The 12,262-nt window shown below is 63.9% G+C and carries 7 protein-coding genes; all 7 read left to right on the top strand.

Translation table 11 applies throughout. From position 1 onward, the window contains the following. Positions 1 to 464 precede the first annotated feature (464 nt). The 7 genes from K1X74_14620 (at position 465) to K1X74_14650 (ending at position 12,226) form a co-directional block, all read left to right on the top strand. Positions 465 to 3,596, top strand: a complete 3,132-nt coding sequence (locus K1X74_14620) for a DUF2309 domain-containing protein (GenBank protein MBX7167560.1) — start codon at positions 465 to 467, stop codon at positions 3,594 to 3,596. After that, entirely contained in the window at positions 3,586 to 4,971 is a 1,386-nt protein-coding gene (locus K1X74_14625; GenBank protein ID MBX7167561.1) for an oxidoreductase, read from the top strand. The genes K1X74_14620 and K1X74_14625 overlap by 11 nt, the downstream gene beginning before the upstream one ends. Continuing rightward, positions 4,968 to 6,560 carry an oxidoreductase gene (locus K1X74_14630; protein ID MBX7167562.1) on the top strand — a complete coding sequence of 531 codons (1,593 nt, stop codon included), beginning with the start codon at positions 4,968 to 4,970 and terminating at the stop codon, positions 6,558 to 6,560. The genes K1X74_14625 and K1X74_14630 overlap by 4 nt, the downstream gene beginning before the upstream one ends. Before the next feature lie 525 nt (positions 6,561 to 7,085). Then, complete coding sequence (locus K1X74_14635; protein MBX7167563.1) at positions 7,086 to 9,008, top strand: glycoside hydrolase family 2; 1,923 nt, start codon at positions 7,086 to 7,088, stop codon at positions 9,006 to 9,008. Positions 9,009 to 9,029: 21 nt separating this feature from the next. Continuing rightward, positions 9,030 to 10,460 (top strand): aspartate aminotransferase family protein, encoded by a 1,431-nt coding sequence (locus K1X74_14640; protein ID MBX7167564.1) that lies wholly within the window; start codon positions 9,030 to 9,032, stop codon positions 10,458 to 10,460. 547 nt (positions 10,461 to 11,007) lie between these two features. Beyond that, the gene (locus tag K1X74_14645) at positions 11,008 to 11,682 is read left to right on the top strand and encodes an SdpI family protein (protein MBX7167565.1); all 675 of its coding nucleotides are present in this window, start codon (positions 11,008 to 11,010) and stop codon (positions 11,680 to 11,682) included. A gap of 19 nt (positions 11,683 to 11,701) precedes the next feature. Next, a complete protein-coding gene (locus tag K1X74_14650) occupies positions 11,702 to 12,226 on the top strand; it encodes a hypothetical protein (protein ID MBX7167566.1) in 525 nt (174 codons plus the stop codon). The last annotated feature ends 36 nt before the right edge of the window (positions 12,227 to 12,262 follow it).

Below are 12,262 nucleotides of genomic sequence, written 5' to 3' on the forward strand. Positions count from 1 at the left end.
TCGCTATAGCTCGATGGCCTGCTCCGCGCTCGTGAGCCATGCGTGAATCCCCTGGATGGTCCCGGAGCGAGCGGATAGCAGATTCGACGCGGACCGAGGTCTTAAGAGGCAGCCTCGCGGTCAGGCCCAATGGGTTAGCGCTTGGTTCTCCTGCGATACTGTCGCACGGAGCAACGCCCGGCGCGCGCTTCGCGTCGGTTGGACGGAGCGACTTCTGGACGCGGCGCACCGCGAACTCGGGGGGGCATTCGCGCGCAATACCTGCACTGTCACCCTGTTTCGATGCGTGCACAAGCGCACCTGCCGGCTGTTGTGGAAGCCTGCTGCGTGATCGGCGGGCAACCAAGTTAAGGGAACTTCAGTCTAGCCGTGTTGGGTGGCCGGGGTGTGCGAGCTAGAATTTCGGTATCCGCCGAGAACACGGCGGACCCCACCTCCTCCTCCGCGTGACTGAAGCCCCAGCCGTGCAAGAAGCCTCGAAGCTCGCTTCTGGCCATGTATCGTCAGAAGCTCATTCCCTGCAGGCGCATTCGCTGTCTGAGCTGATCGAACATGCGACGCATGTTCTGCCAAGCCAGGGCCCCATTTCCGTCTTCGTCCACCACAACACGCTGCACGCCTTGGAGCAACTGCGCTTCGATCAGGCGGTGTTGGAAGGGTTGAAGGTCTACGGCGGCCAGCCCTATCTGCCGGAAAGCGCGTACCGGCAGATGGTTGCCCAAGGGCGCATTCGCACGACCGACATCGCGGCTGTGTTGCTCGACGACCTGCAGGATTCGGCCGACGAATTGATCGGCTTCATGGGCACGCGCTATGCCTTGCGCCGCGCGATGCTCGAGTATCCGCTCCTGTTCGGTTCCGATGCCGAGACCCGCTGGCTGATTGCCGAAGGCGACGCACTGCGGTGTTTCCGGCCGGAGACGCCCGAGCCGCTGCGCCGGCAGGCGATCGAGGAGGCCCGGGGCTGGGTCATGGTGTATCTGCACGCGGGCCGCGAGCAGGTCGACCATCACATTCGCGGCGCGGTCGACGAGCTGCTGCACACCTTCGGCACGGCATCGATCGAGTCGTGGAGCGAGGATCGCTGGGAATCGCTCACGCTGCATCTGTTGTGGCGGATCTGCATGCATGGCGTGCACGGCGTGCCGCGGATCGAGACCCACCAGCCGCTGGTCCGTCACCGCGATGTGCTCTGGCAGGCGCGGGGGCGCGATATTGACCTGCTGGTCAACCCGTTGCTGATCCAGTTTTGCGCCGCATTTCTCGATCAAGGTTTCGCCATTTGGCAGGTTCCCCGGCGCGACGCCGGATTCCTGGAATCGTTCAAGGCGGTGCACGGCCATTCGCGCTGGTTCGATGCGGGCTGGCTGCGAGACTTGCCGGCCGAGTTGGCCCAGATCGAGTCGTCGCGTGAGGGTGCACTGGCCTCGATCAAACGCTCGCTCGAGCTGCTGGGAGTCGAGCCGGGCGAGGCAGGTGACTACATCCAAGAGACGCTGCTCGCGCTGCCGGGCTGGGCCGGCATGCTGTGGCAGATGGAAACTAACGCGGAATGGACAGTGCGTCCTGCTCCGCCTGGCAGCCTGGTCGAATATCTCGCGGTGCGGCTGGTTCTGGAACGCCTGGCCCTGCGGCATTATGTGCCGGAAGCGCGGCGGGGCGCGATCGAATTGCGGCGCTTGCGCAAGTATCTGCGCCGGACACAGCCGCGCGAGCCGCGTGTGCACGTCGAGCAACGCGCGCATCTGGTTTTCCAGTTGGCCCAGTTGCGCGGGTGGAGCCTGCGCGAATTGCTCAGCATGTCGAAGCCGCAATGGACGTGCCTGGTGCAGGAGATCGAGTCGTTCCCCGGCTTGGAGCGGCGGCGAATTCTGCACCTGGCGTTCGAGCGTCGCTATCGAACTCAGGCGCTCGACGCGCTGTACATGCACAGTTCGCGCCCGCTGCCACCCGTCGAACAGCCGACTTCGTTTCAACTGGTGACCTGCATCGACGATCGCGAAGAATCTTTCCGCCGGCATTTGGAGGAAGTCGATCCGCGTTGCGTGACCTACGCCATGGCCGGCTTTTTCGCCGTGGCCATGTACTATCGCGGCGCGGCCGACGCCCACTATCGCCCCTTGTGTCCCGTCGTGATCAAGCCCAAGCACTTCGTTCGCGAAGAGCCGGCGTACTCGTTAAGGGCCGCCAATCGGCAGCGAGCCCAGACGCGGCGCGTGCTGGGCACCGCGTCGCACCGCTGGCACCTGCAGAGCCGCAGCTTCTTGGGCGGTTTCCTCACGGCGCTGTTCGGCTCGTTGGCGTCGATGCCGTTGGTGGCCCGGATCATGTTTCCCCGGATTACGGCCCAGCTGCGGCGCGCGTTCGGCGAATTCGTGCAGCCGCCGCCGGTCACCGAGCTGACGCTGCTGCGCTATCAGGACCCGCCCAACCAGGAGCCCGAACATCATGGCTATTCGTGCGACGAGATGGTGGCGTGCGTCGAGCGCGTGTTGCGTGACATCGGCCTGACTCACGATTTCGCGCGGATTGTGATTGTCCTGGGGCACGGTTCGTCGAGCCTGAATAACCCGCACGAATCGGCGTATAACTGCGGCGCGTGCAGCGGCGGTCTGGGCGGCCCGAACGCGCGGGCGATCACCAAGATGGCGAACGATCCGGTGGTTCGCGAGCGGCTCGCCGAGCACGGGCTGTTGATTCCGGACGATACGGTCTTCGTCGGCGGCTTCCATAACACCTGCACCGACGAAGTGACGTACTTCGACCTGGACAGCATTCCTGTGCCGCATCGGGCCGAATTCGAGGCAGCCACTGCGGCGATCGACGAAGCTCGGGCCCGCAATGCGCACGAACGGATTCGGCGTTTCGTCTCGGCCGACCTCTCCTTGACCTCTGCGCATGCGCTCGACCACGTGCACGAACGGTCGGAAGACCTGTCGCAGGCGCGGCCGGAATACAATCACGCCACGAATGCCATGTGCATCGTCGGCCGCCGGTCGCGCACGCGCGGCCTATTCCTCGATCGCCGTGCCTTCTTGAGCGATTACGATCCGACGCAGGATGACGAACAGGCGTCGATCCTGGCCCGGATTTTGGCGCCCGCGATTCCGGTTTGCGCAGGCATTAGCCTGGAATACTACTTTTCGTGCGTCGATCCGGCGGTCTATGGCTGTGGTTCGAAACTGCCGCACAACATCGTCTCGCTGCTGGGCGTCATGGAGGGGGCCGCGACAGACCTACGGCCCGGCTTGTCGCAACAGATGATCGAGATCCACGAGCCGTTGCGGATTTTGTTCGTCATCGAGACGACGCCCGAGGTGATGCTGCGGCTGATCGACGCGAACCCCGTGATTGGCCAGTTGATTCGCAACGAGTGGGTTCAATTGGCCACGCTGTCGCCCGATGGGCCGACGATTCACGTTTATGAACGAGGCGTGTTCAAGGAATACGAGGTCGAAGACGGGGAACTGCCCAAGGTGGCGCGATCGCTCGATTGGTATCGCGGGCGCCGCGGTCACCTGGGCATTGCCGTGATCGAACCCGAGCCGGAAAATCGCGGTAACGGCGTGACGGAAGGAGCGTTGCATGGATCTTGACCTGATCTTCAACTGGCTGGGGATCGTCGTCGTTGGCGCACCGACGCTGTTGATGGCGTTGATGGGGCTCAGCTACCTGGTCAATCAACCGCTCAGCGAACACGCCTTGTCGCGCAGCACGCAGATTGCGGTGATGACCGGTCTGGTCGCGGCGATTGCCGTGCTCGTGTTGATGCTGGTGACAGGAGTCCGCTTTGTGCCGATCGAATTCGGCAATTGGGTGGTGATTCCCCAGGAGCATTTTCATTTTCATTTGAAGATCGTCTTCGATCGCCTGTCGGTGCCCTTTTGCATCCTGATTTTCGTGCTGGTCGCCACGACCGGCGCGTTTGCCAATCGGTATCTGCACCGCGAGCCCGGCTATGGTCGGTTCTTCATGCTCTACTCGTTCTTCCTGCTGGGCATGGTGCTCGCGGCGCTGGCCGGCACGATCGAGACCTTGTTCCTCGGCTGGGAACTGGTGGGGCTGTCGTCGGCGCTGCTAGTGGCCTATTTCCACGAACGCCGGTCGCCGGTCGTCAACGGGCAGCGTGTCTGGTCGGTCTACCGCGTCGCGGATGCGGCCTTTCTCGGGGCCGCCGTGCTGCTGCACCACCTGCGCGGAGAGGGCGACTTCATGGCGCTGATGGGCACCGGGCCATGGCCCGAGGGTGCCGCGACGCTGTCGCCCCGGGCAGCGCTGCTCGTCGGCTCGCTGCTGTTGCTGGCAGCCGCGGGCAAATCGGCATTGGTGCCTTTTTCCGGCTGGTTACCGCGCGCCATGGAAGGTCCGACGCCGTCCAGCGCGATTTTCTACGGCGCTCTATCGGTCCACCTGGGCGTGTATCTGCTGCTGCGCGTCAGCCCGCTGCTCGATCTTTCGCCGACGCTGCGCGCGATGGTCATTATCCTGGGCCTGGCGACGGCGCTGTTCGCTTCGGGCGCGGCGAGCGTGCAAAGCGATATCAAGACGGGCCTGGCCTTTGCCTCGCTCACGCAGGTCGGCATCATCACCGTCGAGATCGGCCTGGGGTTCCGCTACCTGGCCTTGGTGCACATCATCGGTCACGCCTGCCTGCGGATGCTGCAATTGTTGCGGGCCCCGACGTTGATCCGCGACTACCACTCTCTGGAAAACGCCATTGGCGGGCGGCTGCAGCATCGGCCCAGCCGGTGGCTGCTCTGGTTGCCCGAACCGCTGCAGTTGCGGCTCTATCGCTTGTTCATCGAGCGCGGTGAGCTCGACGCGCTGCTCGACCAGATCGTGGCGGTCTGGGTCGGCATGTTCCGCTTTTTCGACACCTGGGAGCGGCGCTGGACCGACTGGCTGTCGGGCACGCGCTCGCGCGAATCGGATCGCATCGCCAGCGGACGCCCGGTTGAGGACCTGCGATGATTCAACTGCATCTGCCCTGGCTCGAGTTGTCGATCCTGTTGCCGCTGGTGGGCGCGCTGGCGGTATTGCGACTGCGCGATCCTGACGATGCGCGCCGCGTGAGCCTGGTATTCAGCGGCCTGTGCCTGCTGACATCGTGCGGCGCCTGGCAGGACTTTGCTCTGCTGCATACCTACGAGGCACACGACCGCTGGGACGTCATCGAGCGGGTCTTCGGCGAAGACCTGCTAGTGATCGACGAGCTGAGCGCGCCGCTCTTGTCGCTGGGGGCCTTGATCTATTTTCTCACGTTGCTGGCGACCATGCGGACGAAGATTCGCCGCTTCTCGTTTGCCAGCACGTTGCTGTCCGAAACCATCTTGTTGATGATCTTTTCGTGCCGGCAGCCCTGGGCAGTCGTCGCGATGCTGGTCGTCGGTACGATTCCGCAATACTTCGAGCTTCGGCGCCGGCTGAAGCCCACGCGCGTGTATGTCGTCCACATGGTGGCGTTTGCCGGGCTGCTGCTAGGCGGTCAAACGCTGGTGACGATCTCGAGCCAGGGTTCCTACTGGAACACGGCGGGCATCATCGCGTTGACGTTGGCCGTGTTGCTGCGCAACGGCGTCGTGCCCGTGCACTGCTGGATAACCGATCTGTTCGAACACGCCAGCTTCGGCGGGGCGCTGCTGCGGGTGACGCCGATGGTCGGCGCCTATGGCGCCATGCGGCTGGTGTTTCCCATCGCGCCCGATTGGGTGTTGCATAGCATCTCGATCCTCTCGTTGGCGACGGCCATCTACGCCGCGGGTATGGCCCTTGTCCAGATCGAGGCGCGGCGGTTTTTTACCTACGTATTCCTCAGCCATTCGTCGCTCGTGCTGGTGGGGCTGGAACTGGCCACCCCCATCGGTCTGACCGGCGCGCTCTGCGTGTGGCTCTCGGTGGGACTGTCGCTGACCGGCTTCGGTCTGACGCTCCGGTCGATCGAGGCTCGCACCGGACGGCTTTCGCTGGCCGAATTCCACGGGCTCTATGCCCAGGCACCCGTCCTCGCGACGTTTTTTCTGTTGACGGGGCTGGCGAGTATCGGATTTCCGGGCACGGTCGGATTCGTGGGCACCGAGATGCTGGTCGAAGGTGCGGTGATGGCCGCGCCCTGGATCGGCGCGATCGTCGTGGCGACCGCCGCGTTGAACGGCCTGGCGATGCTGCACGCTTACTTCCGCGTGTTCACGGGCGCGACCCATCCGGCGACCATCGACCTGAACGGCCGGGCGCCGGAACGCTTCGCCATTTTGATGCTCACGCTGTTAATCCTGGGCGGCGGGTTGTGGCCCCAGCCCGGTGTCGTGTCGCGCTATCACGCCGCCGCCGAGTTGGTGGCGGCGCGGCAGCGGCACAACGGAACCTCGGCTCCTCAGCACGTCGCCCAAAACGCCGACGCGGAGCCGAAGGGGCAGGCCACTGGCGCCGAATCAGTCGTGCATCAGCTTCCAAACGATCTCGGACAACACGGCGACGAGCAGGTGATCGCGCTCGGGCGAGGCCTCGCCGACCTCTTGATGCATGAAACGCTCGCCCGACCAGACGATAAACCAGCTGAGTAGCTCGGTCTTCTCAGGCGGCAGTTGCGATCGCCGCTGTTGCAGGCTCTGGCCGATGATCTGGGCGATGCCGGCGAGCGTGTCGCGCCACGCCTGGCGCATGTCGAGATCATACTCGGCCAACTCGATGATCGCCGCCACGACCGCGCGGTGCTGTCGCCACAGGACAAGAATCCGGTGGAGCCCCTGCTCCAGGTCGTCGCGGCTGGCCAGCGGATCGGTCAGGAACGGTGCGGCGATCTCGGTCCAGGCGGCGGTGATGTCCTGTGCGAGCGCCGCGATCAGCTCGCGCTTGGTGTGGAAGTGCAGGTAGAATGTCGCGCGGGACACGCCCGCGGCGACGGCGATCCGCTGGATGCTGAGCTTGGCGAAGGCTTCTCCGCCGGCGAGCAGCCGTTCGGTGGCGTTGAGAATGTGCTGGCGGGTCTGGGCGCGGCGATCGGGATCGCTCGAAGAAGTGACCGTGACGCTACGAGGATTTGCCATGGAAGCGGGAAGCAGTTGCTTCCGATCGAACACTAGAGGAATATGCTCATCCACCGAACGGCTGGACGGCGCGTCATACTGTTGAGCCCCCGTCGCCTGCCGCAGCTGCGCATCCCAGGAACTGCCGACATGAGATGGCGTGAACCCGCATGGCTGTTGTTGCTCGTCGCTGTTGCAGGCCCAGGGCTGTTTCAGCCCGCTGGAGCCGCGGTCCGCGCAGCCGAGCCTTTCAAGACTCGCATGCTCACGGCCTGGGGAGCCGAAGTCAGGGCGGACAACGCCTGGACTGAGTATCCCCGACCTGCGCTGGTGCGCGAAGGGTGGAAATGCCTGAATGGCGCTTGGGATTACGCCGTCACCGCCGATTCCGAGACCCAGACGCCCGCGCATTGGCTGGGCCAATTGCTCGTGCCGTTCGCGCTCGAATCGCGGTTGGGCGGCGTGCAGCGGCTGCTCGAAGCCACCGAGGCGCTCTGGTACCGGCGCACGGTGTCGTTGACCCCGCAGCCTGGCCGCCGGGTGCTGCTGAATTTCGAAGCGGTCGACTACCGTTGCGACGTCTATGTCAACGGCGAACAAGTCGGATCGCACCAGGGCGGCTTCACACCTTTCTCGTTCGACATCACCCAGGCAGCGCGGCAGGGCGATAACGAAATCGTCGTGCGCGTGACGGACAAGACCGAAGACTGGCAGTTGCGCGGCAAACAGGTCCGTAAGCCCGAGGGAATCTGGTATACGCAAGTTTCGGGCATCTGGCAGACAGTTTGGCTGGAAGAGGTCGCGCCGACGTACCTGGTCGAGTTGAACGTCGACACGGACGCCGCGGCCGGCACGATCACTGTCCGGCCCGAGCTGGCCGGCGACGCGACCGGCACCAGGTTGCGGCTGCAGGTCAAGGACGGCGACCGGGTCGTGGCCGAGGCCCAGGGCAGCGCTCAGGAACTGGCGGTCCACGTCGCCGACGCCCAACTCTGGTCGCCGCAATCACCCCACCTCTACGATCTGGAGGTGGCGCTGATCGATGGCCAGGGGCAGGTGCTCGACCAGGTGCAGGGCTATGCAGGGATTCGCGATGTGGGCAAGGTTCGGGACGCTGCCGGCAAATGGCGGTTCACGCTCAACGGCAAACCGTTGTTCCACTGGGGCACGCTCGATCAGGGCTGGTGGCCCGACGGACTGCTGACGCCTCCATCCGACGCGGCGATGCGGTCCGACATCGAATTCTTGAAGGCCGCCGGCTTCAACATGATCCGCAAGCACATCAAGGTCGAGCCGCGGCGATACTATTACCATTGTGACCGCCTGGGGATGCTCGTCTGGCAGGACCAGGTGAGCGGCGGCGAGAATCCTCCGTGGACCCGGCTGAAACCAGATCCGGTCGACGCCAACTGGCCCGAAGCCGAGCATGCGCAGTACATGACCGAACTGGAGCGGATGATCGATCTGCTCGAAGAGCATCCGTGCATCGTGGTCTGGGTGCCCTTCAACGAGGCCTGGGGACAGCACCGCACCCTCGAGGTCGGGCATTGGGTTGCCCGGCGCGATCCCTCGCGGCTGGTGAATATTGCCAGCGGCGGCAATTTCTGGCCGGTCGGCGACGTGGTCGACGCGCACAACTATCCCCATCCAGGCGAGGATTTCGGCGACCGTTATCCCGAATACATTGAAGTAATCGGCGAGTTTGGCGGTCATGGCTGGCCGGTCGAGGGGCATCTTTGGGACCCGGATCGGCGCAACTGGGGCTATAGTTTGGCCAAATCGAAAGCCGCGCTGCTCGAACGCTACGGCCAGTCGATCGAGCGGCTGAACCGGTTGCGCAAACAGGGCGTGGCCGCGGGCGTGTATACCCAGACGACCGACGTCGAAGGCGAGGTCAACGGTCTGCTGACTTACGATCGCCAACAGGCCAAGCTGTCGGCCGAGGAACTGGCCAAACTGCATCAGGTGTTGTTCAACGATAACTAGCGCGCAAGCCAAGGTCTTTCCATGTCGCAGGACGGCAGCAGCCCGTTTGGCAATTTGTTTCCCTATGCCAGCCGCTTTGGCGTGGCCACGCGCTTGCCCGAGCGGGGGCTGGCGCAAGCGGCGATTCTCGATCAGTTGCGGCAGATGAGCCGCGAAGAAAACGCCTGCTGGCAGCAAGGCAAGTGCTCGGGCACGATGTACGGCGGCGACGCCGAGCATTTTCGCTTTCTGAACGAGGTATTCGCGTTGTTTTCGCACATGAACGCCATTCAGCGCGACATGTGCCCCAGCGCGACTCGATTCGAAAGCGAGATCGCCGCGATGACGCTCGACTTGATGCACGCCGGCGCCGTAGCCGACGGCAGCGAGCCTTGCGCGGCAGTCACCTCGGGCGGCACCGAGAGCATCCTTTCGGCGCTGCTGGTCTATCGCGAACGAGGCCGCGAGCGCGGGATCACTGCCCCGGAAATCATCCTACCCACCACGGCGCACGCGGCGTTCGAAAAGGGGGCCTGGATGTTCGGGCTCAAGGTGGTGCCGGCCCCCATCGATGCGGCGACAACGCTGGTCGATATCGATTTCGTTCGCGATCAGATCAACGATCGCACCGTCGCCTTGATCGGTTCGGCCGGCAACTATCCCTATGGCACGATCGACCCGATCGACGAGCTGTCGAGCCTGGCCGTTGAACATGGCATCGGGCTGCACGTCGACGCGTGCCTGGGCGGGTTCATCCTGCCGTTCGGCGAAGAGTTGGGCTACGACATCCCGGCGTTCGACTTTCGCCTGCCGGGCGTGACGAGCATTTCGGCCGACACGCACAAGTTTGGCTTTGCCCTCAAGGGTTCGAGCGTCGTGCTGTATCGCGACCGCTCGTTGCGCCGGCACCAGTATTTCACCAGCGAGGCCTGGTCGGGCGGCAAGTACCACTCGCCGGGCATCCAGGGCAGCCGCTCGGTCGGCATCCTGGCCGCCACGTGGGGGGCGATGATGAGCCTGGGCCGCCCGGGCTATTTGCAGCAAGCGCAGGCCATTTTCGAGACGAGCTTTGCGATGCAGGACGTGGTGCGGCGGCACGCCGAATTGCGGATCCTGGGCAAACCGTCGTTCTGTTTCACGTTTAATTCGGAGCCGTTCGACATCTACCACATCAACGACTTCATGAAGCAGCGCGGCTGGCGGTTCAACGGCCAGCAGTACCCCAACGCCATTCACATGTGCGTCACGCGCCCGCAGGCCCAGCCCGGCGTCGTCGAAGCGTTCGAGCGCGACCTGGCCGAAGCCGTGGCCTACGGCCACGCGCACGCCGACCAGATGCCCGCATCGGCGGCCGTCTACGGCGGACTCCCCGGCGGCGACCTGCCCGAAATGCGCGAGTTCGTGCAGGAAGCCTTGTTCGTGCTCATGGACTCGATGATGGAAGTGCCCCAGAACGAACGCGTCGCGCCCTGAATGGCGCACATGTGATGTGCGGGAATCGGCGCGCCCGGTCCTGGCGGGTGTGTCGATTGATCGGCGCCTTCAACTGCGAAGTCAAGGTAGCCAAGGCCGTTCGGTAACGCAATCCCGCGGACTGCAGCGGCAGATGCTGGCCGTCCCAGATCTGCTTGCGGGTGGTCGCGCCCTGCTGATACTGGGTCATCAGCCCATCGCCGTTGTAGGTGAACGTCGTCCGGGACACTGGCAGCGTCAGCAGCTAGTCGCATCACAGGTCTTCCGGCAGTAGTCGTCCCAGGCGAGATTCGTGCGATAGACGGCGGCCTTTTCCGTCCGCCTGTCGCCGGCCATGTCGATGAGCAGTCCTGCTGCTCGTCAGTTTTCCTTTCACTCTTCGCTGCTTTGAGTGAAACTACAGTTTAATTCAGCATGCATGCGTGACGGTAAGAGAAACGCCACGGACCAGCATCTGCGCGAGCCGGAACTGCACGTTCGTCGAGGAGCGCATCGCGGCCGTGCTTGAATTGTTGCGAACCGTGCGCAGACCGAAAGGGAGCAAGTCATGCGAACGAATAGGCGCACGGAGGTCTTCCAATTAATCATCATCTTGTGCATGTTCGCCGCTTCGGCGGTGCTGTGGACTCGTGCCCCCGTGCGCATGCCGGTGCATTGGAACCTGGCGGGCGAGCCGGATCGCTACGCCGGAAAGGTCGAGGGATTGCTGCTTATGCCATTCATGGCGCTGTTGAGTTACGGGTTGCTGCTGCTGCTCCCGCGGATCGACCCGAACCGCATCGCCTACGATGCCTTTGCCCATGCCTATCAGGTAATCCGCGTGGCGCTGGTCGCGTTTTTCGCGGCGCTCCACGCGATGCTCCTGCTCGTTGCTTTTGGTTACCCGGTCAACGTCTCGCTCGTGGTCCCGTTGGGTATCGGCATTCTGTTCTGCCTGCTGGGCCACTTCATGGGCACGTTCAGGCCGAACTGGTTTGTCGGAGTGCGCACCCCGTGGACGTTGTCGAGCGAGACGAGTTGGAACAAGACCCACCGACTGGCCGGCTGGCTGTTCATGGTGACTGGTTTCGCGATGTTCCTCTTGGCAGTGCTGCACAACGCCTGGACGCTGGCGATCGTGCTGGGGCTCGTGGCCCTGATGGTGATCGGGCTGCCGGTCTACTCGTATTTCGTCTGGCGAGACGACCCGCAGCGCAAGACGAATCCGACCATGCGGACCTGACCAACAGCGAGGTACCCGTATGCCGGACAACGACGCGAAGCAACCGCAGAAGTTTCAGTTCACCCTGCTGCAAGCGCTGGTCGCGACGACCTGGCTGGCGATTGGGTTCTTGTGGTTGCCGGTGCTGCCGGTGCTGCTGTGGCTGGGGCTATTCTTGGGTCCGCCGGCCGAGCGCCGCAGAAACGTGCGGTCTGTGCTGTGTCTTGCGGCCGCGTTCTACCTGCCGGCCCCGCTATGCATCATGGCCAGCCAGCAAAGTCACTGGGACCCGCACTGGGCCTGGGATCAAGTGGCGCGGGATTACCTCTGGGACGCGCCTTGCCTGCCAGGCTTTCTTGCGGCAGCGCCGATCACGGCCATCTGGCATGTCGACTTGATGCACCCTGTGTGCCAGGTAGCGATGGGCGTAGCGACGCTGATGGTGCTTTCGCTGGTGACGCTTCTGGCGCGCATCCAGATCGCCATTCTCATCGGGCTCGCCGTGCTGGCGTTCGGCTACTCGCTGTTTATGTCGGTTGCGATTCCGGCAGGAATGCGCATGTAGTTTCGACGTGGGTTACTGAGATCCGCCTGAGGGCAG

Source organism: Pirellulales bacterium (assembly GCA_019694435.1).
Taxonomy (GTDB): domain Bacteria; phylum Planctomycetota; class Planctomycetia; order Pirellulales; family JAEUIK01; genus JAIBBZ01.